This is a genomic window from Serratia bockelmannii (assembly GCF_051803255.1).
Taxonomy (GTDB): domain Bacteria; phylum Pseudomonadota; class Gammaproteobacteria; order Enterobacterales; family Enterobacteriaceae; genus Serratia; species Serratia bockelmannii.
The window spans coordinates 4248460-4275215 of record NZ_CP196512.1 but is presented as its reverse complement, the minus strand read 5'-3'; the positions used below and the strand labels follow the sequence as shown (position 1 = coordinate 4275215).

At 61.1% G+C, this 26756-nt stretch carries 28 protein-coding genes; 22 read left to right on the top strand and 6 right to left on the bottom strand.

Features of this window, described 5'->3' with window-relative positions; translation table 11 throughout:
* Positions 1 to 28 precede the first annotated feature (28 nt).
* From gcvT to ACSJLU_RS20345, 4 genes are all read left to right on the top strand, one after another.
* Positions 29 to 1126, top strand: coding sequence for a glycine cleavage system aminomethyltransferase GcvT (gcvT, locus tag ACSJLU_RS20360; RefSeq protein ID WP_004931631.1), 1098 nt, complete (start codon positions 29 to 31; stop codon positions 1124 to 1126).
* A gap of 46 nt (positions 1127 to 1172) precedes the next feature.
* On the top strand, positions 1173 to 1559 hold the full coding sequence (gene gcvH, locus ACSJLU_RS20355) for a glycine cleavage system protein GcvH (RefSeq protein ID WP_025304150.1): 387 nt from the start codon (positions 1173 to 1175) through the stop codon (positions 1557 to 1559).
* 92 nt (positions 1560 to 1651) lie between these two features.
* Positions 1652 to 4531: an aminomethyl-transferring glycine dehydrogenase gene (gcvP, locus tag ACSJLU_RS20350; RefSeq protein ID WP_043142647.1), complete on the top strand. Its 2880-nt coding sequence runs from the start codon at positions 1652 to 1654 to the stop codon at positions 4529 to 4531.
* A 108-nt stretch (positions 4532 to 4639) separates the two neighbouring features.
* A complete protein-coding gene (locus tag ACSJLU_RS20345; RefSeq protein ID WP_025304148.1) occupies positions 4640 to 5605 on the top strand; it encodes a quinone oxidoreductase family protein in 966 nt (321 codons plus the stop codon).
* 9 nt (positions 5606 to 5614) lie between these two features.
* Here the strand turns inward: ACSJLU_RS20345 and ACSJLU_RS20340 are convergent, their stop codons facing one another.
* Genes ACSJLU_RS20340 through ACSJLU_RS20330 form a run of 3 tightly spaced genes read right to left on the bottom strand, consistent with a single transcriptional unit; the run spans position 5615 to position 8224 of the window.
* A complete protein-coding gene (locus tag ACSJLU_RS20340) occupies positions 5615 to 6142 on the bottom strand; it encodes a GNAT family N-acetyltransferase (RefSeq protein WP_342117223.1) in 528 nt (175 codons plus the stop codon).
* Positions 6142 to 7560, bottom strand: coding sequence for an ATP-binding protein (locus tag ACSJLU_RS20335; protein ID WP_342094623.1), 1419 nt, complete (start codon positions 7558 to 7560; stop codon positions 6142 to 6144). The genes ACSJLU_RS20340 and ACSJLU_RS20335 overlap by 1 nt, the downstream gene beginning before the upstream one ends.
* A 4-nt stretch (positions 7561 to 7564) precedes the next feature.
* Entirely contained in the window at positions 7565 to 8224 is a 660-nt protein-coding gene (locus tag ACSJLU_RS20330) for a response regulator (RefSeq protein WP_025304145.1), read from the bottom strand.
* A 189-nt stretch (positions 8225 to 8413) separates the two neighbouring features.
* Between ACSJLU_RS20330 and ACSJLU_RS20325 the strand changes: the two genes are divergently transcribed.
* From ACSJLU_RS20325 to ACSJLU_RS20310, 4 genes are all read left to right on the top strand, one after another.
* On the top strand, positions 8414 to 8647 hold the full coding sequence (locus ACSJLU_RS20325) for a hypothetical protein (protein WP_025304144.1): 234 nt from the start codon (positions 8414 to 8416) through the stop codon (positions 8645 to 8647).
* A gap of 96 nt (positions 8648 to 8743) precedes the next feature.
* Entirely contained in the window at positions 8744 to 9490 is a 747-nt protein-coding gene (locus ACSJLU_RS20320; protein WP_025304143.1) for an SDR family oxidoreductase, read from the top strand.
* A 76-nt stretch (positions 9491 to 9566) separates the two neighbouring features.
* Positions 9567 to 9890, top strand: a complete 324-nt coding sequence (locus tag ACSJLU_RS20315) for a BrnT family toxin (protein WP_071883578.1) — start codon at positions 9567 to 9569, stop codon at positions 9888 to 9890.
* A complete protein-coding gene (locus ACSJLU_RS20310; RefSeq protein ID WP_033639455.1) occupies positions 9853 to 10170 on the top strand; it encodes a BrnA antitoxin family protein in 318 nt (105 codons plus the stop codon). Before ACSJLU_RS20315 ends, ACSJLU_RS20310 begins: the two co-directional genes overlap by 38 nt.
* Before the next feature lie 224 nt (positions 10171 to 10394).
* On the opposite strand, the gene ACSJLU_RS20305 is transcribed toward ACSJLU_RS20310, so the two are convergent.
* A complete protein-coding gene (locus ACSJLU_RS20305) occupies positions 10395 to 11039 on the bottom strand; it encodes a GntR family transcriptional regulator (protein ID WP_169540627.1) in 645 nt (214 codons plus the stop codon).
* Between the two features lie 162 nt (positions 11040 to 11201).
* Here ACSJLU_RS20305 and ACSJLU_RS20300 point away from each other — a divergent pair, with 162 nt between their 5' ends.
* The 12 genes from ACSJLU_RS20300 (at position 11202) to rbsK (ending at position 23537) form a co-directional block, all read left to right on the top strand.
* Complete coding sequence (locus tag ACSJLU_RS20300) at positions 11202 to 11915, top strand: DUF2848 domain-containing protein (RefSeq protein ID WP_025304139.1); 714 nt, start codon at positions 11202 to 11204, stop codon at positions 11913 to 11915.
* The gene (locus ACSJLU_RS20295; RefSeq protein ID WP_197770960.1) at positions 11915 to 13261 is read left to right on the top strand and encodes an amidase; all 1347 of its coding nucleotides are present in this window, start codon (positions 11915 to 11917) and stop codon (positions 13259 to 13261) included. The genes ACSJLU_RS20300 and ACSJLU_RS20295 overlap by 1 nt, the downstream gene beginning before the upstream one ends.
* 49 nt (positions 13262 to 13310) lie before the next feature.
* Entirely contained in the window at positions 13311 to 13964 is a 654-nt protein-coding gene (locus ACSJLU_RS20290; RefSeq protein WP_043142626.1) for a DUF4286 family protein, read from the top strand.
* A complete protein-coding gene (locus ACSJLU_RS20285) occupies positions 13961 to 15286 on the top strand; it encodes an MFS transporter (RefSeq protein WP_380827049.1) in 1326 nt (441 codons plus the stop codon). The genes ACSJLU_RS20290 and ACSJLU_RS20285 overlap by 4 nt, the downstream gene beginning before the upstream one ends.
* 311 nt (positions 15287 to 15597) lie before the next feature.
* A complete protein-coding gene (locus ACSJLU_RS20280) occupies positions 15598 to 16416 on the top strand; it encodes a DeoR/GlpR family DNA-binding transcription regulator (protein ID WP_033644759.1) in 819 nt (272 codons plus the stop codon).
* A 48-nt stretch (positions 16417 to 16464) separates the two neighbouring features.
* Entirely contained in the window at positions 16465 to 17448 is a 984-nt protein-coding gene (locus ACSJLU_RS20275; protein ID WP_025304134.1) for a substrate-binding domain-containing protein, read from the top strand.
* A gap of 2 nt (positions 17449 to 17450) precedes the next feature.
* Positions 17451 to 18968: a sugar ABC transporter ATP-binding protein gene (locus ACSJLU_RS20270; protein WP_043142616.1), complete on the top strand. Its 1518-nt coding sequence runs from the start codon at positions 17451 to 17453 to the stop codon at positions 18966 to 18968.
* A complete protein-coding gene (locus ACSJLU_RS20265; protein WP_049208215.1) occupies positions 18961 to 19947 on the top strand; it encodes an ABC transporter permease in 987 nt (328 codons plus the stop codon). The genes ACSJLU_RS20270 and ACSJLU_RS20265 overlap by 8 nt, the downstream gene beginning before the upstream one ends.
* Before the next feature lie 10 nt (positions 19948 to 19957).
* Positions 19958 to 20992, top strand: coding sequence for an ABC transporter permease (locus ACSJLU_RS20260; protein WP_380827054.1), 1035 nt, complete (start codon positions 19958 to 19960; stop codon positions 20990 to 20992).
* A gap of 31 nt (positions 20993 to 21023) precedes the next feature.
* Positions 21024 to 21695 (top strand): D-allulose 6-phosphate 3-epimerase, encoded by a 672-nt coding sequence (alsE, locus tag ACSJLU_RS20255; RefSeq protein ID WP_380827056.1) that lies wholly within the window; start codon positions 21024 to 21026, stop codon positions 21693 to 21695.
* Between the two features lie 10 nt (positions 21696 to 21705).
* Entirely contained in the window at positions 21706 to 22614 is a 909-nt protein-coding gene (alsK, locus tag ACSJLU_RS20250; protein ID WP_089196234.1) for an allose kinase, read from the top strand.
* Positions 22611 to 23537, top strand: a complete 927-nt coding sequence (gene rbsK, locus ACSJLU_RS20245) for a ribokinase (protein ID WP_025304128.1) — start codon at positions 22611 to 22613, stop codon at positions 23535 to 23537. Before alsK ends, rbsK begins: the two co-directional genes overlap by 4 nt.
* Before the next feature lie 39 nt (positions 23538 to 23576).
* Here the strand turns inward: rbsK and ACSJLU_RS20240 are convergent, their stop codons facing one another.
* Entirely contained in the window at positions 23577 to 24185 is a 609-nt protein-coding gene (locus ACSJLU_RS20240; protein WP_025304127.1) for an HD domain-containing protein, read from the bottom strand.
* Between the two features lie 183 nt (positions 24186 to 24368).
* Here ACSJLU_RS20240 and trhA point away from each other — a divergent pair, with 183 nt between their 5' ends.
* On the top strand, positions 24369 to 25043 hold the full coding sequence (gene trhA, locus ACSJLU_RS20235) for a PAQR family membrane homeostasis protein TrhA (protein WP_033639467.1): 675 nt from the start codon (positions 24369 to 24371) through the stop codon (positions 25041 to 25043).
* A 150-nt stretch (positions 25044 to 25193) separates the two neighbouring features.
* Complete coding sequence (locus ACSJLU_RS20230) at positions 25194 to 25691, top strand: DUF2165 family protein (RefSeq protein WP_025304125.1); 498 nt, start codon at positions 25194 to 25196, stop codon at positions 25689 to 25691.
* A 38-nt stretch (positions 25692 to 25729) separates the two neighbouring features.
* Here ACSJLU_RS20230 and ygfZ read toward each other — a convergent pair whose 3' ends face one another.
* Positions 25730 to 26722 (bottom strand): tRNA-modifying protein YgfZ, encoded by a 993-nt coding sequence (gene ygfZ, locus ACSJLU_RS20225; protein ID WP_025304124.1) that lies wholly within the window; start codon positions 26720 to 26722, stop codon positions 25730 to 25732.
* Between the last annotated feature and the right edge of the window lie 34 nt (positions 26723 to 26756).

Genomic DNA, 26756 nt, shown 5'->3' with positions numbered 1-26756 from the left:
TCTAGCGACGAGTGGAAAGAGGGAAAAGATGGCAAAGCAAACCCCACTGTACGACCAGCACGTGGCGTGCGGTGCGCGCATGGTAGACTTTCACGGCTGGATGATGCCGCTGCACTACGGCTCGCAGCTCGATGAGCACCACGCGGTGCGTCAGGATGCCGGCATGTTCGACGTGTCTCACATGACCATTGTAGATCTGCACGGCGCCCGCACCCGCGAGTTCCTGCGCTACCTGCTGGCGAACGACGTCGCCAAACTGACCCAACCCGGCAAAGCGCTGTACACCGGCATGCTGAATGCCTCCGGCGGCGTGATCGACGACCTGATCGTTTATTTCCTCACTGAAGACTATTTCCGCCTGGTGGTGAACTCCGCCACCCGCGACAAAGACCTGGCTTGGATCGAAGAGCACGCCGCGCCGTATGGCGTCGCGCTGACGGTGCGCGACGATCTGGCGCTGATCGCAGTGCAGGGCCCGCAGGCCAAAGAGCGTGCCGGCACCCTGTTCACCCCGGAACAAAAAAGCGCGGTCGAGGGCATGAAGCCATTCTTCGGCGTGCAGGCCGGCGAGCTGTTCATCGCCACTACCGGTTACACCGGCGAGGCCGGCTATGAGATCGCGCTGCCGAAAGAGCAGGCGGCGGATTTCTGGCAAAAATTGCTGGCCGCGGGTGTCAAGCCGGCCGGTCTGGGCGCGCGCGACACGCTGCGTCTGGAAGCGGGCATGAACCTCTACGGGCAAGAGATGGATGAAGGCGTTTCGCCGCTGGCCGCCAACATGGGCTGGACCATCGCCTGGCAGCCGGAAGATCGCCGTTTCATCGGCCGCGAAGCGCTGGAGCAACAGCGCGAGCAGGGCACCGAGCAACTGGTCGGCTTGATCATGACGGAAAAAGGCGTATTACGTAATGAGCTGCCGGTGCGTTTCACCGACGCGGCGGGGCAAACCCACGAAGGCGTGATCACCAGCGGCTCGTTCTCTCCGACGCTGGGCTTCAGCATCGCGCTGGCGCGCGTGCCGGCAGGCATCGGCGAGCAGGCTATCGTGCAGATCCGCAACCGTGAAATGCCGGTCAAAGTGACCAAGCCCGGTTTCGTTCGCGCCGGCAAGCCGCTGACAAATTGATTTTTTATTGATTGATTCTTTTATTTCTTCGAAGGAGTAACCGGCGATGAGCAATGTGCCAACAGAATTGAAATACGCATCCTCCCACGAGTGGGTTCGTGCAGAAGGTAACGGCGTTTACACCGTAGGCATCACCGAACACGCGCAGGAACTGCTGGGCGATATGGTGTTTGTCGATCTGCCGGAAGTGGGCCGCAGCGTCGCCGCCGGTGAAGATTGCGCCGTGGCGGAATCCGTCAAGGCGGCGTCGGACATTTACGCGCCAATCAGCGGCGAAATCGTGGCGGTGAACGGCGAGCTGGAAAGCTCCCCGGAGCTGGTGAACAGCGAACCTTACGGTGACGGCTTCCTGTTCCAGATTAAAGCCTCCGACGAAGGCGAGCTGGCGAACCTGCTGGACGCCGCGGCTTATCAGGCCTCGATCGACGAGTAATCGTGACCGCGCCCCAGGCCTCTCGGCCGGGGCGTTTTAGTTACCGTTCAAGCTATATCCCGTATCACGCAAGCATTCAGGAATTTGTAGCAATGACTCAGACACTCAGCCAACTCGAACACAGCGAAGCGTTCATTGAACGCCACATCGGCTCTTCTGCGGAACAACGCCAGGAGTTGCTGGCAGCGGTGGGCGCTCGCTCGCTCAGCGCGCTGATCCAACAGATCGTGCCGGCGGACATTCAGCTGCCGGGGCCGCCGCCGGTCGGCGACGCGGCGACCGAACACCAGGCGCTGGCTGAGCTGAAGGCGATCGCCTCGCAAAATCAGCGCTACAAATCCTATATCGGCATGGGCTACAGCGCCGTGCTGACGCCGCCGGTGATCCTGCGCAACATGCTAGAAAACCCGGGCTGGTACACCGCTTATACCCCTTATCAGCCGGAAGTGTCGCAGGGCCGCCTGGAAGCGCTGCTGAACTTCCAGACCGTGACCCTCGATCTGACCGGCCTGGATCTGGCTTCCGCGTCGCTGTTGGATGAAGCGACCGCCGCCGCCGAAGCGATGGCGTTGGCCAAACGCGCCAGCAAACTGAAAGACGCCAACCGCTTCTTCGTGGCTGACGACGTGCATCCGCAGACGCTGGACGTAGTGCGCACCCGCGCCGAAACCTTCGGCTTCGACGTCATCGTCGATAAAGCGGAAAAAGTGCTGGAGCTGGACGGCGTGTTCGGCGTGTTGCTGCAGCAGGTGGGCACCACCGGTGAACTGCACGACTACAGCGCGCTGCTGGCCGAATTGAAATCGCGTAAAATCATCACCAGCGTGGCCGCCGACATCATGGCCCTGGTGCTGCTGACCGCGCCGGGCAAGCAGGGCGCCGACGTGGTGTTCGGCTCTGCGCAGCGTTTCGGCGTGCCGATGGGCTACGGCGGCCCGCACGCCGCCTTCTTCGCCTGCCGCGACGAGTTCAAGCGTTCGATGCCGGGCCGCATCATCGGCGTTTCCCGCGATGCCGCCGGCAACACCGCGCTGCGTATGGCGATGCAGACCCGTGAGCAGCATATCCGTCGCGAGAAGGCCAACTCGAATATCTGTACCTCGCAGGTGCTGCTGGCCAACATCGCCAGCCTGTACGCGGTGTACCATGGCCCGCAAGGGCTGCAGCGCATCGCCGGGCGTATCCACCGCCTGACCGACATTCTGGCCGCCGGGCTGCAGAAGGCCGGCCTGACGCTGCGTCATAACACCTGGTTCGACACCCTGACCGTTGAAGTGAAAGACAAGGCTGCCGTGCTGGAACGTGCGCTGAGCTTCGGCATCAACCTGCGTACCGACATTCACGGCGCCGTGGGCATCACGCTGGATGAAGCCACCTCGCGTGAAGACGTGCAAACGCTGTTTGCACTGCTGGCCGGCGACAACCACGGCCAGGACATCGACGCGCTGGACGCGGCGGTGAGCAAGAACAGCGCATCGATCCCGGCCGCCATGTTGCGCCAGGACCCGATCCTGACCCACCCGGTATTCAACCGCTATCACAGCGAAACCGAGATGATGCGTTACATGCATCGTCTGGAGCGTAAGGATCTGGCGCTGAACCAGGCAATGATCCCGCTGGGCTCTTGCACCATGAAATTGAACGCTGCGGCGGAAATGATCCCGATCACCTGGCCTGAATTCTCCGAACTGCACCCGTTCTGCCCGCCGGAGCAGGCTGCCGGTTACCAGCAGATGATCGGCCAACTGTCTCAGTGGCTGGTGCAGCTGACCGGCTATGACGCGGTGTGCATGCAGCCGAACTCCGGCGCGCAGGGCGAATACGCCGGCCTGCTGGCGATCCGTCGCTACCACGAAAGCCGCAACGAAGCGGGCCGCCACGTCTGCCTGATCCCGAGCTCGGCGCACGGCACCAACCCGGCCTCTGCCCAAATGGCGGGCATGAGCGTGGTGGTGGTCGCCTGTGACAAGAACGGCAACATCGATCTGCACGATCTGCGCGTCAAGGCGGAGCAGGCAGGTGAAGAACTCTCTTGCATCATGGTGACCTACCCGTCGACCCACGGCGTGTATGAAGAAACCATCCGTGAAGTGTGCCAGATCGTGCATCAGTTCGGCGGTCAGGTATATCTGGACGGCGCCAACATGAACGCCCAGGTGGGCATCACCACGCCAGGCTACATCGGTGCCGACGTTTCGCACCTCAACCTGCATAAAACCTTCTGCATCCCGCACGGCGGCGGCGGCCCGGGCATGGGCCCTATCGGCGTGAAAGCGCACCTGGCGCCGTTCGTACCGGGCCACAGTGTCGTGCAGATCGACGGCGTAACCACCCAGCAGGGCGCGGTCTCCGCGGCGCCGTTCGGCAGCGCCTCCATCCTGCCGATCAGCTGGATGTACATCCGCATGATGGGCGCGGAAGGCCTGAAGCAGGCCAGCCAGATGGCAATCCTGAATGCCAACTACATCGCAACCCGTCTGAAAGACGCGTATCCGATTCTGTATACCGGCCGCGATCACCGCGTGGCGCACGAATGTATCCTCGATATTCGTCCGCTGAAGGAAGAGACCGGCATCAGCGAAATGGACATCGCCAAGCGCCTGATCGACTTCGGCTTCCACGCGCCGACCATGTCGTTCCCGGTAGCGGGCACGCTGATGGTCGAGCCGACCGAGTCGGAAAGCAAAGTGGAGCTGGATCGCTTTATCGATGCGATGCTGGCGATCCGCAGCGAGATCGACCGCGTCGCCAAAGGCGAATGGCCGCTGGAAGACAACCCGCTGGTGAATGCGCCGCACGTGCAGGCGGAGCTGGTCAACGACTGGCAGCACCCGTACAGCCGCGAGCTGGCGGTGTTCCCGGTGGCCGGCGTGCGCGAGAACAAGTACTGGCCGAGCGTTAAGCGTCTGGACGACGTGTACGGCGACCGTAACCTGTTCTGCTCTTGCGTGCCGATGAGCGATTACGAATAACACGTTCGGCAAAGTTTGTGTTTGGGGGACACCGCATCATGCGGTGTCCCTTTTTATTTTATAGCGGCCTATTCTTTCCTGTACGTTCCCACGATTTAAGGAGTCACCATGCAAGCGGCAATCGTAACAGCGCTGGGGCAAGCCCCGGTTTTCGGCACTTTTGAGGAGCCCCAGGCGCAGGCGAATGAAGTGCCGATCGACGTTCTGGCGGCCGGCATCAAACAGCTGGATCGCGCCACCGTCGCCGGCACCCACTATTCCAGCCCGAAGCAATTGCCAATTGTGCCCGGTACCGACGGCGTGGGCCGTACGGCGGACGGAAAACGGGTGTACTTTGCCTCCTTCCGCCGTCCTTACGGTGCGATGGCTGAGCGCAGCGTCGCGTCATGGACGGTGCCGGTACCGGAGGCGGTGGATGACGCCACGGCGGCAGCGCTGATCAATCCGGCCTTCGCCGCCTGGCTGCCGTTGCGCTGGCGAGCGGATCTGCAGCCCGGTGAAACGGTGCTGATCATCGGCGCCACCGGCACCTCAGGCAAACTGGCGGTTGCCGCGGCGCGTCAGGCAGGGGCTGGGCGTATCGTTGCCGCCGGCCGTCGGCTGAGCGTGCTGGAGGCATTGGGCGTGGATGCCACGGTGGATCTGAGCCTGCAGGGCGAGGCGCTGACGCAGGCCTTCGCGGTAGCGGCGGGGCCGGGCGGTTATCAGGTGATCGTCGATTACATCTGGGGGCCGGCGACCGAAGCGCTGCTCGCGACGCTCAATAATCACGATCTCTCGTCTTACGCCGGCGGACGCGGCATTCGCCTGGTCAACGTCGGTTCGATGGCCGCGCCGGACATCCGGCTGCCGGCGGCGGTGCTGCGCAGCAACCAGCTGCAGATCCTCGGCAGCGGCACCGGCAACTTCCCGCCGATCCCGGAGATGCAGCGCTACGCGGCCGAGATTTTGGCGCTGGCGGCGACCGGAGCGCTCACTATCGAGACGCAGGAGCACGCGTTGGCGGAGATCGCCGAGGTGTGGGATCTGAACAAGAAAAGCGACGTGCGTTCGGTGATGCGCATCGCCCGTTAACCCCGGCCGCTAGCGGCAAGGGCAGACCAGATGAATGTCTTCCGGCTCACGGGCGAACAATTCGGTATCCGGTTGTTCGATGAGCCGGCAACCCTGCGCCAGATAGAAGTCTACGGTGCTTTTGTTGGGAATGGAGGAGACATACAGCCCGGCGGCGCCGTCTTGCGCCGCCTGACGCAGGCAGAGTTGGAACAGCTGCCTGCCTAACCCCTGGCCGCGTTTGTGCGCGCTGACGTAAAAGAACAGCAACTGGCGCAGATCCCGCTGTGGGCCGCGCGGTTCGGTGTCCAGCGCCGCCGCCGCCACGATCTCCTCGCCTTCGAACAGCGCGAAGAACGCGCCGCCGCGATCGAAGCAGGCTTCGTGGATCGGCGTATAGGTTTCCCGATCGTGCGGATCCCAGCCGCGCACGTCGTAGTAGTCCGGGTAGGCTTGCAGCTTGCCGTCCTGCAGGCGATACAGAGTGTCGATAATTTCGCTGCGGTCGATATCCCATAGCCGGTCGAGTTGCTGCCGTTGCAGCAGAACAGGGGCGATCATGGTCGTTGTTCCCTCTCAGTCTGCGGCCGATAACTTTCCGGCAAATCGATGATGAAGCCGATGCCGCGATCGTCAAGGCCTTCGGTGACGCGCAGCTGCGCGCCGATTTTGTCGGCCAGGTTTCGGGCGATGGCCAAGCCGAGCCCGCTGCCGGTTTGCTGCGTACCGGGCACGCGGTAAAAGCGCTCAAACAGGCGGGAACGGTGTTCTTCGCTCACCCCCGGGCCGTTGTCGCGCAACGTAATATAGCAGCCGAGCGGCGCCAGCGAGCGGATATTGGCTTCGATACGGCTGCCGGGGGGCGCGTACTTGAGCGCATTGTCCAGCAGGTTGGTGAAGATGGCGATCAGCGCATGGCGATCGGTACTCACCACCACGTCCTCGCTGCCGTCGAGCGAGAGTTCCACATCCTTTTCCAGCGCATAGGGGACGTGCTGCGCGATGCATTTGCCGATCTCTGCGTAGATGTCCACCGCCTCAATTTTCAGTGGAAAATCCTCCGCCTCCAGCTTGGCCAGATTGATCAGCTGGCGCGACAGCGATGCCGCGCGATCCAGCCCCTGTTGCATGTCGGCGATGATCTCCCGGCGCTCCTGCTGCTCGCTGACCTGGGTCAGCAGGTGCAGCTGCGCCAGCACGGCGGCGATCGGCGTGCGCAGCTCGTGCGCCGCATCGGCCATAAAGCGCTTCTCGCGCTGATTGGCGGCGTCGATGCGCGCCATCAGCTTGTTGACCTCCACCACCACCGGCCGGATTTCCTGATACTGCTCGCTGACGTTGATCGGCGACAGGTTGCCAGGCTGGCGATCGGAGATGGTGCGGGCGATCTGGCGCAGCGGCCGCAGGCTGAAATAGGCGGTAAACAGCAAGGTAACGATGATGGCTGCCAGAATGCCCAGCAGCGGTACGGCGGTGCTCTCCGCCGGGTTGCCGAACAGCGTGGTGCGATCGTTGAACGATTCGCCGACGATCACCCGGTACTGGTGCTTTTCGCTCCAGCTGCCGGCGAGATGCCAGTTGGCACCGGCGTAATTGACGGAGCCGGACAGCACCGAAGGCGGCAGGCGCAGCGGTTCTCCCTGCGTTTGCGAACTGTAAAGCACCCGGCTGTCCCGATCGTAAACCACAAACAGCGGGTGATAGTCGATTTCATCCTGCATGCCGTTATTGATGGAATCAATGTACATGCCTTCAATGGTCTTGATGATGCCGCGGTAATCGATATTGTCAGTGCCGGTTTCGTCGAGAATATTGGCGATGCCTGCAGCGACGATGCGTTGCTGGTTATCGAAATATTTCTCCATGTCGGGGTAATACCAATATTTCACCCAGGCGACGAGGATCCCCCACAATAATAAAATGGCCAGCACCTGAAAAATAATGGTACGCATAAAGAAGGATTTGAAACCGATCATTCCGCTACTCTTTCTTCAGCAAATAGCCAATGCCGCGTACGGTAATCACTCTTTCTTTACCGATTTTGCGCCGTAAATTATGCATGTGCACTTCCAGCGAGTTACTTTCCACGCTGTCGCCGTGGCCGAACAGCCGCTGTTCCAACACCGCTTTGCGCACCACGGTGCCGGCGCAGCGCATCAGTTCGTGCAGCAGGTGATACTCTTTTTTCGACAGCATCAGCAGTTCGTTATCCAGCATGACCTGATGGTTGACCGGATCGAGATACAGCGCGCCGAGGCTCCAGGTTTGAGAAGCGAAGCCCGCCATGCGCCGGTTAACCGCTTTGACGCGCGAGATGAGTTCGGGCAGCGCAAAGGGTTTGGCCAGAAAGTCGTCCGCGCCGGAGTCGAGGCTGTTCACCAAGCTTTCGATGCGGTCGCGAGCGGTCAGGATGATGATCGGAATATTTTGCCCGGCGGCGCGCCAGGCGATCAGCTTCTGCAAACCGTCGCCGTCCGGCAGCGTGAGATCCAACAGCATCAAATCGAACCCGCCGGGTGAAAGTTTATTTTCCGCGTCGGTGAGCAGGCGCACCCAGCACAAATTAAAGCCGGCCAGCTCCAATGCGCGGCACAGCGCCTTGCCTAATTGCAGGTCGTCTTCCACCAACAGTATGTTCACGTTATTTCCGCTGAGAGCCTTGAGTCGCGCTTATCTAACTATAACGCTGACGGGAAGACAACGGGGAAAACCGCTCTGCCTGCGCGTTCTTAAGCAAACCTTAATCTGGCTTTAATGTCGCGTTAAGGGAGCGGGGGGGAATTTCAGTTATTTTGCTGCCATTCGAAATTATGGCTGGGGGAGCGAAACATGCAGACTGAAGGTTTCCCGAACGCGGGCGCCTCGCGGCGGCTGATGTATGTAGGCGTGGCGACGTTGCTCGTTTTGTTGCTGTTGTCTTTTCGCGGCGATGCGCAGAGCCATAGCCACGGCGGCCATCATGCTTCCGCTTTGCAGCGGGTGCATCAGGCGGCGGCGACGGATGCTTACGGCTGCGCCAAGTCGCGCATTAAAAAGCAGCTGCGCCGCCTGGCTCAGCTTTGAAGCGGTTTTTAGGGAGCCGCTCTATACTCTGACGGGCATACGGGGCGCCTGCGCGCAGGCCGCTGTGTTGATATCGCTAACCAGAGAAAAAACAGTATGACGAAAGTGGCATTGGTGACCGGCGCAAGCCGGGGGATTGGCCGCGCGACCGCCTTGCTGCTGGCCCGGCAGGGCTATGCGGTGGGTGTGAATTACCTGCGTGACGAAAATGCGGCGCGCCAGGTGGTGGCGGAGATCGAGGCGCAGGGCGGTAAGGCGCTGGCGCTGCAGGCCGATGTGGCCGATGAAGCGCAGGTGATGGCGATGTTCAGGGCGCTGGATGCCGGGCTGGGCACGCTCAGCGCGCTGGTCAACAACGCCGGCATTCTGTTCCAGCAGGCGAACATTGAACAGTTGACCGCTGAGCGCATCAATCAGGTGCTCGGCACCAACGTCACCGGTTACTTCCTGTGTTGCCGCGAGGCGGTGAAACGCATGGCGCAGCGCCATGGCGGGCAGGGCGGCGCTATCGTCAACGTTTCCTCCGCGGCGTCCCGGTTGGGGGCCGCGGGGGAATACGTCGATTACGCTGCCTCGAAAGGCGCCGTCGATACCCTGACCATCGGGTTATCGCGCGAGGTGGCGGCGCAGGGCATCCGCGTCAACGGCGTACGGCCCGGATTCATCTATACCGAGATGCACGCCAGCGGCGGCGAGCCCGGCCGGGTGGATCGCGTGAAGGACAGTTTACCGATGCAGCGCGGCGGGCAGCCGCAGGAAGTGGCGGAGGCGATCGCTTGGCTGCTGTCTGACGCTGCGTCTTACGTGACCGGTACTTTTATCGAGGCAGCAGGCGGGCGTTGAATGCATGAGGGGGTTTTGACATCCCGTCGTGCGGAGTGTATTTTGATTAAATAACAATCAAAATGTAGTTACAAAAATGTATTTTTATTTTGAATGGAATCAGGATAAAAATCACAGCAACCAGCGTAAACACCGTGTCAGTTTTGAGATAGCGCAACGGGTTTTTCTGGATCCCAACCATTTGGCTGTGCTGGAAAGGATCGAGGATGGAGAAGAACGTTGGCAAACGATCGGTATGGTCGGATCCTGTTTGCTGTTGCTGGTGGCACATACGACGATCGAAACGGATGTCGAAGGCGATACCGTCGAGATCGTGCGTATCATTTCAGCACGCAAGGCCGATGCCAAAGAGAGGGGAAGATATGAAGCGCAAAAATTCCGCCAAAAATCTGGCCCATAGCGTACTCCCGCCGTTGACGGAGGAGCAGAAAGCGCAAATTGCTTCACTGAATGCGTTGCCGGACGAGGACATCGATTATGCCGATGCGCCGGCGCTGGGGGAAGAAACGTGGCAGACTGCGGTGCAGGGGCGTTTTTATAAGCCGATGAAAGTATCAAAAACCATCCGAATCGATGCGGATGTGTTGGCTTGGCTTCAGCGGCCAGGCAAAGGCTATCAGAAACGCCTGAACGCCGTGTTGCGTGAGGCGATGTTGAAAGAGCATGAGCACGAAGAATAATGTGTGTCAGGCGGCTAACGATCCGGTGAGATTCTCACCGGATTTTTTTGCTGTTTTTTAAGGCAACGCCTACCAACGTCGGCCACTTCTCGATGGAGCTCGATCAAAACTATAAAAACGGTCATTCCGCGGAGCGTGAAATGTGACCGTTTACCGTTTATCTCCTGCTCATCGGCAGAACAGGGTCATCATAACTATTCCCGGTAATATCCTGCGCCGCGGGGTTACCCGTCGTGCAGCAGCGCAGTGCGGAATGACAGGATATGCGCCTGCGCGGCCTCGGCGGCGGCGGCGCTGTCTTGTGCGGCCAGCGCGGCGATAATTGCCCGGTGTTCGTCGATCACTTCGCGCATATGCCCTTCCCGCGACAGGGTGCTGGCCCAAAAACGCTGCGCCCTGGCGTGCAGTACACTCAGGATATCCGCCAGCATGTTATTGCCGGCGATCTGCGCCAGTTCCTGGTGAAATTCATGATCGAGTGTCATCATGCGCACCCTATCTCGCTCCTGGCTCGCGGCTTCGATTTGCCGATTGAGTTCGGTCAGCGTTGCTATCTGCCTCTCGGTAATCTTCTGGCTTGCCAGCCGCATACACAGCATCTCGTTAGCCAGCCTTACTTCGATCAATTCCAACGCATCGTCCATCGACAACGGTGAAACCATCACGCCCTTGCGCGGGATGACCTGCAATAACCCCTCGTTGGCCAAGCGGTGGATTGCCTGATTGATCGGCGTTCTCCCCATATCCAGGTCGTTCATCACCTGCGCGGTATTGAGATATTCGCCCGGCTTGTAGCTGAGTGTGACCAGCGCCTGTTTGAAACGCCGGTAGGCCAGCTCGTTCAGTGACACGCCGGCTTCTTCCGTCATCGGGCGCTGCGGGCTTTCTGCGTCAACAGTCTTCACGTTTTGCTCCTGCAAGAAGAAAGTTTTTAGACATAGTACACAAAAACATGGCATGGAAATCGCTTATTTGGTAACTAAAGATATAGTGAAATTTCACAGTGTTTTAACAAAAGGGGCGAAACTGCCATGAGACTGACCTTCACTTTACCTGAATCCTGCGGCGCGGCGACGTTGAATGTTGAGATTGATCATCTGGTGATCGCCGGTTGGACCGGACGCGATCGCGAGGCGATCTTGCACCATATTCGTGAATTGGCCGAGCTGGGCGTGCCCCAGCCCAGTGCAATCCCCCTGTTTTACCGCGTTGCCGCCAATCAGTTGAGCCAGCAAGAGACCATTGAAGTCATTGGCAACGCGACGTCCGGCGAAGTGGAACCGCTGATTTTTGCCCACCGCGGCGAACTGTTCGTGTCATTGGCGTCCGATCACACCGATCGTCAACTCGAAGCGCACAGCGTGGCGCTGTCGAAACAGATTTGCGTTAAACCGGTGGCGCGAGCCGCCTGGCCGCTCCAGGAGGTGTTGGAACATTGGGACAGTTTGATCTTGCGTTCGTGGATCAGGGAAGAGGGCGAATGGCGATTGTATCAACAGGGCTGCCTTGCCGCGTTGCGTACGCCCGGTGATTTGCTGGAACGTTACTTCACCGGTATGCAGCCGCCGGAGTGCGGGCTGGCGCAGCCGCAAACGCCCGACGGGTTGGCGATGACTTGCGGCACGGTGGCGGCGATCGGCGGCATTCGACCGGCTGGCGAGTTTCGCATGGAACTGGTGGACGACGTGCTCGGGCGAACCATCAGTCATCGCTACCGCAGCATCGAACTGCCGGTGGTGGCGTAATGAAAAAGCTGACTTTGATGCAGGCCACCGCCGGGCTGGCTAGCGGTGAGTTCACCGCAGTGCAACTCACCACCGCCGCTTTGGCGCAGATCGTCGATGAGCGGGGAGAGGGGGGGCGCGCGTTTACGCGAACATACACCGAGTGGGCGCAACGGCAAGCGCAGGCCTCCGATCGGCGACGCGCCGCCGGCTCGCCTCTGTCGGCGCTGGATGGCGTGCCGATCTCGGTCAAGGATCTGTTTGACGTGGCCGGTGAGGTGACCACGGCCGGTTCGCGCGTATTAGCGGACGCGCCAGCCGCTGAAAAACACGCTGCGGTAGTGGAACGGCTGTTGCAAGCCGGCGCGGTGGTGGTTGGCAAAACGACGATGACGGAGTTCGCCTATTCCGGTCTGGGCATCAATCCGCATTACGGGACGCCGGCCAATCCTTGGGAGCGCCAGGCGGCGCGCATTCCCGGCGGCTCCTCTTCCGGTGCGGCGGTGGCGGTGGCCGACGGCATGTGCCTGGGCGCGATTGGCAGCGATACCGGCGGGTCGGTACGCATTCCCGCCGCGCTGTGCGGGTTGACCGGTTATAAACCCACTGCACGGCGCATCAATGACGCTGGCTTACTGCCGCTGTCGCCTTCGCTGGATTCGATCGGCGTGATCGCTCATGACGTCGCCAGCTGTATTGCGCTGGATGCACTGATTGCCGGCTGTCCGCTGCGGGTGCCGCAAAAAACGTTGGCGCAGGCGCATTTTGCCGTGCCGCAAGCGGTGGTGCTGGATGAACTGCAGCCGGAAGTTGCCGGGGCGTTCCAGCGCAGCCTGCAATGCCTGAGTCAGGCAGGCGCACGTATTGAATTGATCCCCGCCACGGCGTTCGCCGAGCTGGCGGCGATCAATGCCGATGGCGGTTTCACCGCGCTGGAGTCCTGGCGCTGGCATCAAGCGTTGATCGCTGAACGGGCCGATGGCTATGACCCAAGGGTGCTGTCGCGCATTCGCCGCGGTGCATCCTTGGGCGATGCTGAGCTGCAGCTGTTGCAGCGACAACGTGCCGACTGGCAGCGGCGAGTTACGGCGGCGCTGCAGAGTTTTGACGCTTTGCTGATGCCGACCGTGCCGCTGATTGCGCCAACTATCGGCGAGCTGGCGGCGGATGATGCCTACTTCCGTTGCAACGGACTGATGCTGCGCAATCCCGCGATCATCAATTTCCTCGACGGTTGCGCGTTGTCCTTGCCTTGCCAACAGCCAGGAGAGGCGCCGGTCGGACTGATGCTGGCTGGGTTGCCGATGCGTGATGAGGTGTTGTTGGGGTGGGCGCTGGCGATCGAACGCTGCCTCGCCGACGCGTGATTTTCCGGTGGGCGCAGGCCTGCCTTTTGAGATGACCAGGAGAATATTCATGAACGATTCCCAGAACGGAATGCTGTTTGTCGCGACGGATGTCGCCACGCAGGATGATGCGGATTTTAATCGCTGGTATGACCGCGAACATGTGGAGGAGCGAGTGCGGGTGCCCGGCTTTTTATCCGGCACACGCTATCGGGCATTGCAGGGGGGGCGTCAATATTTGGGGTTGTATAAAACCGAATCGTTGGCCAGTTTTACCTCCGAAGCCTATCGCGCCGCGTTTCAACACCAAACGCCATGGTCGGTGGCGAGCCTGGAGAAAATGCGAGATCCAATGCGCAGAGTGTGTGCGGTGGAGGCGGTCACTGGCCAAGGGTGCGGCAGTCATCTCTGTATCTTCGTGCTGCCGTCGGCGGCATCGGAAGCGCTGCATGCCCGCATCTTGCAACTGGGCGCGCAGCTGGCTGAACAGCCTGGATTCGTGCGCAGCAGCCTGTTGACGCCGGATGCCGAACTCAGTTCCCCGCTGCCGAAAGAATCGCGAGAAAACCGCCGAATGTTGCCGATGCTATTGATCGAAAGCAGCGACGCCGAAGCCGGCCTGCGTTTAAGCGAGCAGGCCGCTGAAGCGCTGAACATGCCCGCCGCCGATGCCTGGCATTATGCCCTTGGCTGGCAACTGACTGCACAGGAGCTGACATCATGAATGCATACACCACTGAAACGGCACAGGTTGCCGCACCGGCCGCAGAAAGTGCCGCCGCAACGCCCAATACCGGCAAACTTGCGGCGGCCAGCTCGATCGGTACGGCGCTGGAATGGTACGATTTCACCGTCTACAACATCATGGCAGCGTTGATTTTCAACCATGTATTCTTCCCATCGTTCGATCCACTGGTGGGCACGATTCTGGCTTTCTCCACTTACGCGGTGGGCTATGTTTCCCGGCCGATCGGTGGCATCTTATTCGGCCACCTTGGCGATGTGTTGGGACGGCGCTTTGTACTGGTCACCACGCTGGTGATCATGGGCGTGACCACGGCGTTGATGGGGTTGCTGCCCGGCTACGCCAGCTGGGGGATTTGGAGCCCACTGCTGCTGGTGACGCTGCGCTTTATTCAGGGCATTGCGCTGGGCGGAGAATGGGCGGGTGCGGTACTGTTGTCGATGGAACACGGTAAGCCGCATCAGCGCGGGCGCAACGCGTCCTTTGCTCAGGTAGGGCCGTCCTGCGGTTCGTTGATCGGCACAGGCCTCATTACGCTGGTGACGTTGGCGATGTCGGCGGACGATTTTCAGCAATGGGGCTGGCGGATTCCGTTCCTGCTGAGTCTGGTGCTGGTCATTTTCGGTTTGTGGCTGCGCCGGGGTGTGGGTGAGACGCCGGCATTTTTGCAACTGGAGGCGTCGAAAGATGTTACGCAGTCGCCGGTGCGCGAAGTCTTCACGCAGCACATGCGTCCGCTGCTGATCGCCGGCGGATCGCGTATCGGCTCTGACGTGCTCTATGCGTTGGTGGTCGTGTTCACGTTGACCTACGTCACCACCGTGCTGAATCTGCCGCGCCCGCTGGCGCTGGGTGCCACCATGCTGGGGGCGATAGGCAACGCCGTCGCAGTACCGCTGTTTGGCGCGTTGTCGGATCGCTTCGGCCGTCGTCCGGTGTATATCGGCGGTGCATTGGCGGCGATAGTGTGGGCGTTTGCGTTCTTCGTCCTGCTCGACAGCAGTCAACCGGTGTTGATCTGCATGGCTGTGGTGATTGGGCTGTTGATCCATGCGGCGATGTATGGGCCACAGGCGGCATTCATCACGGAACAGTTCCCGACACGGGTGCGTTATGCCGGCTCTTCGTTAGCCTATACCTTGGCGGGGATTATCGGTGGCGGCTTTGCCCCGCTGATCATCACTTCTCTGTTTAAATCTTACGCCAGCACGCTGGCGATTTCCGCCTATGTTGCGTTGGCTCTGCTTATCACACTTTGGGCGGTATGGGCGGCGCGGGAAACGGCGCATAAGCCGCTGTAAATAGAACGCCGGGCTACTTTGGGGCCGGCGCTCGGTCAAAACCACACAAACGGTCATTAACGGTCATGCTGCGGAACGTGGAATTGTGACCGTTTACCGTTTCTCTCCTGTCTGCCTCAGGCGGTCGTGCATCATAACTGTCTGTTACTCCACACTTTCGTAATTATTCATTTCATTTCCTTCCCGATTTTTTTGACAACTATCACAGCGCGATCGTTGACCGACCGCGGGGCGATGCGCTTTGCGTCTGCGCGCAAAACGCGGCGCGGCAAATCGATATCGTAATCATCGTCGTGGAGGAGAAAAGAAACATGCTGCCTGTAGAACGTCATCGCTTTATTACCGAAGTCTTGAGCCAGCGCGGCCGCGTGATGGTGCAGGAGGTGGCGCAGCTGTGCCACATCTCTATCGAGACGGCGCGGCGTGATCTGGCCCTGCTGGAACGGCGCGGCCTGCTGCTGCGCAGCCACGGCGGCGCGGTGTTCGTCGAGCCGCCGGCGGTGGAAAAAACCTATGTGCCTGCCGAGATAGATCAGGGGGAGTCCTTCCGCCAGCGCAGCAATGAGTCGCCGGAGCAGAAGACGCGCATCGCCAAACGCGCGCTGGAGTTTATCGCGCCCGGGGATTGCCTGCTGCTGGACAGCAGCTCCACCAGCTGGTTTTTGGCGCGCCAGCTGCCGGATATCTCGCTGGTGGTGCTGACCAACTCGCTGCACATCATCCAGACGCTGGCCTGCAAGGCCAACGTACGCACCATCGGGCTGGGGGGCGAGTATTCCGCCAAGTACGAGGATTTTATCGGCGTGCTGGCGGAGCAGATGCTGAAAGAGTTCGTGATCAACAAGCTGTTTTTCTCCTGCCACGGCATTTGCCAGGACGGCGGCATCCGCGAGAGCAATGAGCACCATGCGCGGCTGAAGCAACAGATGCTGCTGGCCTCGGAGCGCAAGTTCCTGCTGGTGGACAGCAACAAGTTCGGCCGCCGCTCGTTCGCCCGCATTTGCCATTACCGGGAAATAGATACGCTGATCACCGACAGGCTTGGCGACGACGAGTTTCGTCAGGAATTGGCCTGGAATAACGTCGACGTGATTGAAGTTTCACCCGCCGCGAAAAGGGCGGCGCGATAACAACAACGAAAACCTTTTATTACAGCCAACACTTGTGGAGAGAGAACAATGAAAAAATCCGTACTGGTCGGTCTGTTTGCCTCGCTGCTGCTGTCGGTCTCCGCGCAGGCGGCGGACAAGCTGAAAATGGGCGTGGTGGTGAAGATCGGCGGTATTCCCTGGTTCAACGCCATGGAGGCCGGTATCAAAAGCGAGAGCGCCAAACGCGGCATCGACGCCTGGATGGTCGGGCCGACGGCGGCGGATCCGGCGCTGCAGGTGCGCGCCATCGAGGATCTGATCGCGCAGAAGGTGGACATTATCGGCGTGGTGCCGAACGACGCCCGGGTGCTGGAGCCGGTGCTCAAGCGCGCGCAGGAAGCGGGCATCAAGGTGATCGTGCACGAATCCCCCGGCCAGAAGTACGCCGACTGGGATTTTGAGCTGGTGGACGCCTCGCAGCACGGGGTCAACCACATGAAAGCGCTGGCCGCCTGCATGAAAGAGCAGGGCAAGTATGCGGTGTATGTCGGCAGCCTGACGGTGCCGCTGCACATCACCTGGTCGGACTCGGCCATCAACTACCAGAAGCAGCACTACCCGAACATGCAGCTGGTGGGCGACAAGTTCGGCGTGGGGGAATCGCTGGATGACAGTGTGCGCACCACCAACGATCTGATGGCCAAATATCCCGATCTGAAAGGCGTGCTGGCGTTCGGTTCGCAGGGGCCGATCGGCGCCGGGCGCGCGGTGCTCAACCGCGGCAAAAGCAACGATATCTGCGTCATTGGGCCGTTCAGCCCAGGCCAGGGCGCTTCGCTGGTCAATCGCGGCGCCATCAAGGGCGGTTATATCTGGAATCCGATGGTGGCCGGCGAAGTGTTCGTGCGCATCGCCGACATGATGCACAAAGGAGAAAAAATCACCGATGGCATGACCATCGAGGGCATGGGCAAGGTGCAGGTGGATGCGCAGCAGCACACTATTCTCGGCAACGCCACCGAAAGCCTGGATAAGCAAAACCTGCCGAAGCTGGTGAAAATGGGGCTGTAATCATGGCGATTTCCGGCAATACGGCAACGCAGGGTGCACCGCTGATCGCGTTGCAACAGCTGTCGATGACCTTCGGCGGGCAGCGAGCGCTGAACGATATCTCACTGGCGCTGATGCCGGGGGAGGTGCACTGCCTGGCCGGTACTAACGGCTGCGGCAAGAGCACGCTGATCAAGGCGATCGCCGGCGTGTATCAACCGGATGACGGCAGCCGCATTACCCTCGATGGGCAAACCTTCGGCCGGCTGTCGCCGGATCAGGCGCGCGCCTTCGGCATTCAGGTGATCTATCAGGATCTGTCGCTGTTTCCCAACCTGACGGTGGCGGAAAACATCGCCTTCGAGCACAACCTGCGCGGGCTGTTGGGGTGGCACCGGCCGGCGCGGCTGCGGCGCACCGCCGAGCGCCTGCTGCAGGAGCTGAGTTTTAATCTCGATCTCGACAAACGGGTGGCGGAGCTGCCGATTGCCCAGCGCCAGCAGGTGGCAATCTGTCGCGCGCTGGTGGCGGAAGCGCGGCTGGTGATCATGGATGAACCGACCGCCTCACTGACCCGCACCGAGGTCAATCAGCTGCTGCGCACGGTGGATTACCTGAAAGCGAAAGGCATCTGCGTGGTGTTCGTCAGCCACCGGCTGGACGAGGTGCTGGAGATCTCGGATCGCGTCACGGTGATCCGCGATGGCAACAAGATCGGCACCTGGCCGGCGGCGGAGATCACCGGCGATCGCCTGACCGAGTTGATGACCGGCTTGAAGCTGGATTATCGCCTGAAGTCACCGAGCATGAATAAGGATCGGGTGATGCTGGAGGCGGATCGTCTCAGCCGCGCCGGGCAGTATCAGGACGTGAGCTTCCGCCTGCATCAGGGCGAGGTGCTCGGGCTGTGCGGATTGCTCGGCTCCGGGCGCACCGAGCTGGCGCTGAGCCTGTTCGGCATGACCCGGCCGGACAGCGGCAAGCTTTATCTCGACAGCAAACCGGTACGCTTTCGCGGCCATGAGGACGCGATCAAGGCCGGCATCGGTTACGTCTCGGAGGATCGCCTGACGCTGGGGCTGGTGCAGCAACAGTCGGTGGCGGATAACGCGGTGCTGACCATTCTCGATAAGCTGCGCGGGCGTTTTCGCCTGATCGACGATTACCGCAAGAATCGCATCGTCGCGGAGTGGATCGCCAAACTCGGCGTGCGGGTGGCGGATCCGGATCAGGCGGTTTCGACGCTGTCCGGCGGTAATCAGCAAAAGATCGTGCTGGCCAAGTGGGTGCTGACCCAGCCGCGGATCCTGATCCTCGATTCGCCGACCGTTGGCGTCGACGTTGGCGCCAAGGCCAGCATCTACCAACTGATCCATCTGTTGGCGCAGGAAGGGATCGCCATTCTGCTGATCTCCGATGAAGTGCCGGAGGTGTATTACAACTGCGATCGGGTGCTGCACTTCAGCGGCGGCAGCGTGATCGGCGAATACCTGCCGGGGCAGGTGAGCCAGCAGCAGCTGGCGGAGGCGGTCAATGCGTAGATTCAGTCTGAAACCGCGCGGCAACGAAGGCTATCTGGCCTGGGTACTGCTGCTGACGGTCATCGTCTTTTCGCTGCTCAGCGATCGGTTTTTGACGGTGCAGAACCTGCTCGATCTTAGTGAAAGCTACGCGGTGAGCGGCATTTTCGCCCTCGGCCTGTTCGTGGTGCTGGTGACCGGCGGCATCGATATCTCCTTCGCCGCAGTCGCCTCGGTGGTGCAGTACCTGATCGCCACGCTGGCGACGCATTACGGCCTGGCCAGCCCGGCGGGCAGCATTTTGCTGGCGTTGGCGATCGGCGCCGCGCTGGGCATGGTCAACGCGCTGCTGATCTACTGCCTTCGCATCGTCTCGATCATTGTCACCATCAGCATGCAGGCGTTCTTGTTCGGCATGCTGATGTGGCTGACCAACGGCCGCAGTCTGTACGCCTTGCCGGACTGGTGGACGCTGCCGCGCAGCGTGCTGCCGTTCCAACTGGGTGAGCAGAGCTATCAGCTCGGTTTGCCGACGCTGGTGATGCTGGCGGTGGCGCTGTTGACTTGGCTGCTGCTGAACAAAACGCACCTCGGGCGCCAGCTGTTTGCCGTCGGTGGCGATGCGGAATCGGCGCGGCGCATCGGCATCCGCGTCGGCCTGCTGCATCTGTTCGCCTATGGCTATCTGGGCGCGATGGCGGCGATCGGCGGCCTGGTGCAGGTGTACCGCATGGGGGAGGTGGTGCCCAACGCGCTGGTGGGCGGCGAGCTTGACGTGCTGGCGGCGGCGGTGCTGGGCGGCGCCAGCCTGAACGGCGGCAAGGGCAGCGTGGTCGGCACGCTGATGGGCGTGTTCCTGATCGGCGTGCTGAAAAACGGCCTCAACCTGATCGGCGTGTCCAGCTACTTCATGAACGTGGTGATCGGTCTGGTGATCGTCGCGGCGATCACCGTCACTCACTACAAGAAACGCAAAGAAACCGACGTCGGTTTCGCCTGAGGAGCACCTGATGGGCAACAACCTGAAATTTCGTCCAGACGGGGTCGCCGTCGGTTTGCTGGCCTTGCTGTTGGCGGTGGTGCTGGCCTTCAGCCTGCTGATGCCGGGGCGCTTCTTCAGCGGCGCCACCTTCACCAGCGTGGCCTTCCAGTTGCCGGAGCTGGGCCTGCTGACGCTGGCGATGTTCATCCCGATCCTCAGCGGCGGCCTGAACCTGTGCATTATCGCCAGCGCCAACCTGACCAGCCTGCTGATGGCCTGGCTGTTCATCAGCTATCTGCCGGCGGACGCCGGGCTGGGCTTGCAGGCGCTGTGGCTGGTGTTGGCACTGGCGGCGGCGATGCTGCTGGCCGGGCTTATCGGCGCGGCGACCGGCGCACTGGTGGCGTACGTCGGTGCACATCCGATTCTGGTGACGCTGGCCACCATGACCACGGTCAACGGTATCGGCATCTACCTGACGCGCGGCGCGGCCCTAAGCGGCATGCCGGAGATCGTGCGGTTTATCGGCGCTGAGAGCGTGCTGGGCGTGCCGGTACCGCTGTGGATCTTCCTGGTGGTCGCCGCGTTGCTGGCGCTGTTCTTGCAGAAAACCCGGCTCGGCAAATGCATCTACATGAGCGGCAGCAACATCAACGCTACCCACTTCAGCGGCGTGAATACCCATCGGGTGCTGATCGCCATTTACACCCTCTCCAGCCTGCTGTGCGTCATTGCCGGGCTGGTGATGATGGCGCGCTTCAACTCGGCGCGCATGGGCTACGGCGACTCTTACCTGCTGCTGACGGTGCTGGCGATCATTCTGGGTGGCACCGATCCATTCGGCGGTTTTGGTCGGGTCAGCGGCGTGGTATTGGCGCTGATCGTGCTGCAGGTGATCGCGACCGGTTTGAACCTGATGAACGTCAGCCCGCATTTCAGTCTGGCGATGTGGGGCGCGGTGCTGATCGCGGTGCTGGCGATGAAGTTTTTCCGGCATCGCTATCGGCAGCGGCGGGCGATGCGCCGCAGCGCGGCCCAGGCCAGAACCGCGGCGGGCCACTGATCCCTTTTCCCTTTTGCGCAGGATAACGCTAATGAAATACCAGATTTCACCTTCACTGATGTGCATGAACCTGATGGATATCCGCCAGCAATTGGCGGTGCTGAATCGCCGCGCCGATATGCTGCATATCGACATCATGGACGGGCACTACGTTAAAAACATCACGCTGTCGCCGTTCTTTATCGAACAGATCCGCCCGCACACCCCGTTGTTGCTGGATGTGCATTTGATGGTGGAGAACCCGACCGATTTCATCGACCCGATCGCCCGCGCCGGCGCGGACTTTATCTGCCCGCACGCCGAAACCATCAACCGCGACGCGTTTCGGGTGATCAATCAAATCCGCGCGCTGGGCAAAAAAGTGGGGGTGGTGCTGAACCCGGCCACGCCGGTGGAGTTTATCCGCCACTACCTTCACCTGCTGGACAAGGTCACCGTGATGACCGTCGATCCGGGCTATGCCGGGCAGCCGTTCATTCCCGAAATGCTGGAAAAGATCCGTCAGTTGCGCGATCTGAAATGCCAGCAAAATCTGCGCTATCTGATCGAGATCGACGGATCCTGCAATCAGCGGACCTACCGCGATCTGATGGGCGCCGGCGCGGAGGTGTTGATCGTCGGCAGCTCCGGGTTGTTCAACCTCGATCCGGATCTGGAGACGGCATGGGAAAAAATGCTGGATCAAATGCGGCAGGCGGCCTGAGGCGGGGGACATGATGCGGCATTTTCTTGGCGTTGACGTCGGCGGCACCAATACCCGCCTGTTGTTGATGAATGATGACGGCGAGTTCAGCGGGTACCGCAAGATAGCGACCGCCGACTGGGCGCAGCAGGCCGATCCGCTGGCGGCGTTGGGCCGCCTGATCGCCGGGCATTGCGAGGATCGTCAGGTGGCGCAGGTGATGCTGGGGCTGCCGGGGATCCTCAGTCGCGATCGCTCGCGGGTGCTGTCGCTGCCGTTTATTCCGGCGCTGGACGCCCAGCCGGTGGCGGCGCTGTTGGTCGATTTGTTGGCGTTGCCGGTGCGAATGGACAAGGACGTCAACCATCTGCTGTGGTGGGATTTGCAGCAGCTGCCGGCGCTGCCGCAGGTGGCGGTGGGGCTGTATCTGGGCACCGGCATGGGCAACAGCCTGTGGCTGAACGGCGACTTTTATCACGGGGCGCACGGCGCCGCCGGCGAGCTGGGTCACATTCCCTGGCCCGGCCATCAGGGCGAGTGCCCGTGCGGTAAACGGGGCTGCGTCGAGAGCCTGACTTCCGGCCATTGGCTGACCGGCTGGGCGCGCGCCAACGCGGCACAAACGCCGTTCGACCGGCTGTTTGAGCGCCACGGCGATCATCCGGATCTGCGGCGCTTCGTCGAACGATTGGCGCAGACCATCGCCATCGAAATGAACGTGCTCGATCCCCAGCGGCTGATCCTGGGCGGCGGCGTGATCGCCATGAGCGGTTTCCCGTTGGCGCACCTTGAGCAAGAGATCCGCCGCCATTTACGCGGGCCGCAGCCGGCGCAGGGGCTGGCGATCTCCGTCAGCCGCCTGACCGATGAAACCGGCTGCAAAGGCGCCTGCCTGGCCGCCCGGCGCCACCTCCAATTGAGCAGGGAGTACCCGCAATGAAAGGCAAAGTCTGCGTGTTCGGTTCGTTCAACCTGGATATCGTCGCCGGCATGGCGCGCTTTCCGCAGCCCGGTGAATCGCTGATCGCCCGCAACAGCATGATGGGCGCGGGCGGTAAGGGCGCCAACCAGGCCACCGCCGCGCTGCGCGCCGGGGCGCGGGTGCATTATATCGGCAAGGTGGGGCGCGACGACTTCGGCACCTTCGCCCGGCGCCACCTCGCCGCCGCCGGTTTCGATGCGGTGACGCTGTTTTCGACCGGCGATTGCCCGACCGGCAATGCGCTTATCTATGTTGCCGGCGAGGAGGCGGAGAATATGATCGCCGTCGATCCCGGCGCCAACCTGACGGTCAGCGAAGACGAGGTGCGCCAGTGCCGCCCGGCGATCGCCGCGGCGGATATTCTGTTGACCCAGTTGGAGAACAACCTGCCGGCGATTGAGCAGGTGATCGCCATCGCCCGCGAAGCGCAAACGTTCATCATACTCAACCCGGCGCCGTTTCAGCCGGTGCCGGACAGCCTGTTGGCGCAGGTCGATCTGCTGACGCCCAACGCCACCGAGTGCACGTTGCTGACCGGCGTGCCGGTGCGCGATGTGGCTTCGGCACGCCAGGCGGCGCAGGTGTTGCACGCTAAGGGCATTCGTTTGCTGATCGTGACGTTGGGCACGCAGGGGGCGTTGTTCTCGGACGGGGAAAACAGCGAGCTGATCCCGGCGTTTCCGGCGCAGCCGAAAGACACCACCGGCGCGGGCGATGCGTTTAACGGCGCCCTGGCGGCGCAGCTGGCAAATCAGGTGCCGTTAGCCGATGCGGTGCGCTTTGCCGCCGCCTACGCATCGGTCTGCGTGGAACGGGCCGGGGCGGCGGGATCGATGCCGAGCTATGAGGAGGCGTTGGAACGCCAGCAGGCGTTCGCTTGACGAAGACGGGCTGCGGCCAAGAAGCGGCAGCCCGGTCCCTTACTTCAACCAGCCTTTGCGCTGCGCATCCCGCAGGTGTTGCTCCATATGGTGCCACAGCTCGGGGTGTACGTCGGCGATCGATGCATTGCGCGCCAGCACCTGCTCCAGGCTGATGCCGTTTTCCACCCAGCTCTGGCCTTCATTGTGCAGGTTCATCAGCATCGGCATGGTGCGATCCAGCAGCAGAGCGAAGCGTGCATCGGCGCTTTCGCCATCTTCATACTCCTGCCATAAAGCGGTGAAATACTCGCGCTGAGCCTCCGGCAACATGCCGAATAGACGACGTGCCGCCGCCACTTCCTGATCGTGGATCGCTGCGCGGGCCGCCAGATCGTAGACCAGCACGTCGCCGGCGTCGATTTCTACGATGTCATGCAGCAGCGCCATCTGGATCACGCGCTGAATGTCTACGTCATCACCGGCGTAGGGCGCCAGGCTCATGGCGGCGATGGCGAAGTGCCAACTGTGTTCGGCGGAGTTTTCCTGGCGCTGGGTGCCCAGCACTTTGGTGCGGCGTTGAACACCTTTCAACTTATCGATTTCCATCAGGAATTGGATGACTTGGGTCATTGAGCCGAAATCTAACGCGGGTACAGCGGATGACATGGTGTAAACCTCAAGGTGGGTGGGTTGAAGCCTGACGATTGTAGACCACCGGGCGGGGGATTTCGATGGTTACACGCGTTCACATTTTTATTTTAGCGTACACGTGTACACTGGAATTATTCTCAGTTAAGCTGCTTTGCGTTAATTTCGAACAAAGCAGGGCATTTTGAGGGGTTGCGCGTTATGGGGAAAACGGACGTAGTGAAAGCCGGGAGCAATAAGATTGTCGCCGCGGCTTATCCGTGGGCGGAAGAGATCGCCAACAGCATCAGCCACGGCATCGGGCTGGTGTTCGGCATCGTCGGCCTGGTGTTGCTGTTGGTGCAGGCGGTGAATACCGGCGCCGATGCGACGGCCATCACCAGTTACAGCCTGTACGGCGGTAGCATGATCCTGCTGTTTCTCGCTTCCACGCTCTACCATGCGATCCCGCATCAGAAGGCCAAGCATTGGCTGAAAAAATTTGACCACTGCGCCATTTATCTCCTGATTGCCGGCACTTATACCCCGTTTTTACTCGTGGGGCTGGATTCGCCGCTGGCGAAGGGCCTGATGGCGGTAATCTGGGGATTGGCGCTGCTCGGCGTGCTGTTCAAGCTGGCCTTCGCCCACCGTTTTGAAGCCCTGTCGCTGGTGACCTACCTGACGATGGGCTGGCTGTCGCTGATCGTAATTTATCAGTTGGTTACGCGGCTGGAGGCCGGCGGCGTCACGCTGCTGGCGATCGGCGGGGTGGTCTATACCCTGGGCGTGATTTTCTACGCCTCCAAGCGCATTCGCTTTGGCCACGCCATCTGGCACGCCTTCGTGCTCGGCGGCAGCGCCTGCCATTTCATGGCGATCTACCTCTACGTCTAAGCGTTCCCGCTACGTCTGAATGCGTATTGAACTGGCGCCTCTTTTGTTTTAAAAAAGAGGCGCTTGCTTCTTTCGGGTATCCAGCAAGCCCGTTCCTTCATTTCTGAGCCCGCATACCGTTTCTTTAACCTCTGTTCAGGACTCACCAAGATGATCGTTCGCTTATCCAAAGCGCTGCTGGTCTGCGCTATCGCCTTGTTCGCTTCGCTGGTCGCCTTCGGCAACATCACCGACTACGGTTCCAACTTCGCCTTCGTGCGCCACGTCTTTATGATGGACACGATTTTCCCCGACGCCACCATCGGATACCGCTCGATACAGACGCCGTGGCTGCATCACGCCGGTTATATTTTCATCATCGCGCTGGAAAGCCTGACCGCGCTGCTGTGCTGGATCGGCGGCCTGCGTTTGTTGGGCGGCCTGAAACTGCCTGCGCACGCCTTTAACGGTCGGAAAAAGCTGGCGGTAGTGGGGCTGACGCTGGGCTTTCTCACCTGGCAGGTCGGCTTTATGTCGATTGGGGGCGAGTGGTTTGGCATGTGGATGTCGAAGCAGTGGAACGGCGTGCCGGATGCGTTTCGCTTCTTCGTCACCATCATTCTGGTGCTGATTTATCTGGTGCAGCGCGACGGGGAATTGGACGAGTAATGAAGATGGCCGCAGGCAGGGCGCCTGCGGCCGACGGATTATTTCTCTTCGGCCAGCGAGTAGGGCAACGGTTTGATCGCCAGTTGGCTGGCGGCATCGTCGCGCACCCGCAGCTGGCTATCGGCATCCAAATCGTTGTTCATCACCACCTGTACCCACAGCGTGCCGTCGGCCAGTTGGCTCGACGCCAATACGGTGCCGGTGCGGCGCCAGTTTTCACCCAGTTGGAGCTCCAGATCTTCCGCCGCCTGCGGGGCGCGGGCCGCTTTACCTTCCAGCCAGTAGAGCGCCCGCTTGTTGGCACCGCGGAATTTGGCGCGCGCCACCATCTCCTGACCGGTATAGCAGCCCTTGCTGAAGCTGATGCCTTCCAGCGCCTGCAGGTTGGTAGCCTGCGGGATCAGCTGTGCGCTGTTGGCAGCGTCGATAACCGGATAACCGGCTTCGATCTCCAGCGCCAGCCATTGGCTGCTGTCATTCAGCTCTGCCTGGTCATGCAGCTTGCCGATCAGCTGTTCGGCCACGGCGGCGCGGGTCACCAGCAGAAAACGTTCCGCCGGCGTAGCGAAGTGCAGAATCGTGGTCTCGCCGTCCTGCACCACTGGGTGCTCGGCGTCCGGCAACGTGGCGAACAGGCCCGTCAGCGCGGCGCGCGCCTGGAAACCGGCGACGCCCAGCAACACCGCGTCATTATCGGCGGCGATAGTGACTTTGGAGAACACCGCGTATTTTTTGATTTCAGCCAGCTGGCTGTCTAGCACGCTGCGGCGTTCCAGATAGGCGAAGCCTTCGCCACGGTGGAACAGACGCAGGTTGCTCCACATTTTGCCCTTGGCGTCACAGTGGGCGCACAGCACGTGCTGATCGGCCGCCAGCGCGTCGATGTCCGCCGTCACCTGGCCCTGAAGATATTTCACTGTGTCCGGCCCGTTCAACGTCACCAGCGCCCAATCTTCCAGCGAGATCAGCGTCAGGGGGAGATGGGTGGAAGCGGAGGGCTGACGGGGTGGGAATGGAATGTTATGCGCCATAGTAAGTTCCTGCTCAACGTTTAGCTTACCTGAA

Excerpts from the sequence above, each read along its gene's own strand:
- gcvT (WP_004931631.1), top strand. The coding sequence starts at position 29 with ATGGCAAAGCAAACCCCACTGTACGACCAGCACGTGGCGTGCGGTGCG.
- gcvH (WP_025304150.1), top strand. The coding sequence starts at position 1,173 with ATGAGCAATGTGCCAACAGAATTGAAATACGCATCCTCCCACGAGTGG.
- gcvP (WP_043142647.1), top strand. The coding sequence starts at position 1,652 with ATGACTCAGACACTCAGCCAACTCGAACACAGCGAAGCGTTCATTGAA.
- ACSJLU_RS20345 (WP_025304148.1), top strand. The coding sequence starts at position 4,640 with ATGCAAGCGGCAATCGTAACAGCGCTGGGGCAAGCCCCGGTTTTCGGC.
- ACSJLU_RS20335 (WP_342094623.1), bottom strand. The coding sequence starts at position 7,560 with ATGATCGGTTTCAAATCCTTCTTTATGCGTACCATTATTTTTCAGGTG.
- ACSJLU_RS20325 (WP_025304144.1), top strand. The coding sequence starts at position 8,414 with ATGCAGACTGAAGGTTTCCCGAACGCGGGCGCCTCGCGGCGGCTGATG.
- ACSJLU_RS20320 (WP_025304143.1), top strand. The coding sequence starts at position 8,744 with ATGACGAAAGTGGCATTGGTGACCGGCGCAAGCCGGGGGATTGGCCGC.
- ACSJLU_RS20315 (WP_071883578.1), top strand. The coding sequence starts at position 9,567 with ATGTATTTTTATTTTGAATGGAATCAGGATAAAAATCACAGCAACCAG.
- ACSJLU_RS20310 (WP_033639455.1), top strand. The coding sequence starts at position 9,853 with ATGAAGCGCAAAAATTCCGCCAAAAATCTGGCCCATAGCGTACTCCCG.
- ACSJLU_RS20305 (WP_169540627.1), bottom strand. The coding sequence starts at position 11,039 with ATGACGGAAGAAGCCGGCGTGTCACTGAACGAGCTGGCCTACCGGCGT.
- ACSJLU_RS20300 (WP_025304139.1), top strand. The coding sequence starts at position 11,202 with ATGAGACTGACCTTCACTTTACCTGAATCCTGCGGCGCGGCGACGTTG.
- ACSJLU_RS20295 (WP_197770960.1), top strand. The coding sequence starts at position 11,915 with ATGAAAAAGCTGACTTTGATGCAGGCCACCGCCGGGCTGGCTAGCGGT.
- ACSJLU_RS20290 (WP_043142626.1), top strand. The coding sequence starts at position 13,311 with ATGAACGATTCCCAGAACGGAATGCTGTTTGTCGCGACGGATGTCGCC.
- ACSJLU_RS20285 (WP_380827049.1), top strand. The coding sequence starts at position 13,961 with ATGAATGCATACACCACTGAAACGGCACAGGTTGCCGCACCGGCCGCA.
- ACSJLU_RS20280 (WP_033644759.1), top strand. The coding sequence starts at position 15,598 with ATGCTGCCTGTAGAACGTCATCGCTTTATTACCGAAGTCTTGAGCCAG.
- ACSJLU_RS20275 (WP_025304134.1), top strand. The coding sequence starts at position 16,465 with ATGAAAAAATCCGTACTGGTCGGTCTGTTTGCCTCGCTGCTGCTGTCG.
- ACSJLU_RS20270 (WP_043142616.1), top strand. The coding sequence starts at position 17,451 with ATGGCGATTTCCGGCAATACGGCAACGCAGGGTGCACCGCTGATCGCG.
- ACSJLU_RS20265 (WP_049208215.1), top strand. The coding sequence starts at position 18,961 with ATGCGTAGATTCAGTCTGAAACCGCGCGGCAACGAAGGCTATCTGGCC.
- ACSJLU_RS20260 (WP_380827054.1), top strand. The coding sequence starts at position 19,958 with ATGGGCAACAACCTGAAATTTCGTCCAGACGGGGTCGCCGTCGGTTTG.
- alsE (WP_380827056.1), top strand. The coding sequence starts at position 21,024 with ATGAAATACCAGATTTCACCTTCACTGATGTGCATGAACCTGATGGAT.
- alsK (WP_089196234.1), top strand. The coding sequence starts at position 21,706 with ATGATGCGGCATTTTCTTGGCGTTGACGTCGGCGGCACCAATACCCGC.
- rbsK (WP_025304128.1), top strand. The coding sequence starts at position 22,611 with ATGAAAGGCAAAGTCTGCGTGTTCGGTTCGTTCAACCTGGATATCGTC.
- ACSJLU_RS20240 (WP_025304127.1), bottom strand. The coding sequence starts at position 24,185 with ATGTCATCCGCTGTACCCGCGTTAGATTTCGGCTCAATGACCCAAGTC.
- trhA (WP_033639467.1), top strand. The coding sequence starts at position 24,369 with ATGGGGAAAACGGACGTAGTGAAAGCCGGGAGCAATAAGATTGTCGCC.
- ACSJLU_RS20230 (WP_025304125.1), top strand. The coding sequence starts at position 25,194 with ATGATCGTTCGCTTATCCAAAGCGCTGCTGGTCTGCGCTATCGCCTTG.
- ygfZ (WP_025304124.1), bottom strand. The coding sequence starts at position 26,722 with ATGGCGCATAACATTCCATTCCCACCCCGTCAGCCCTCCGCTTCCACC.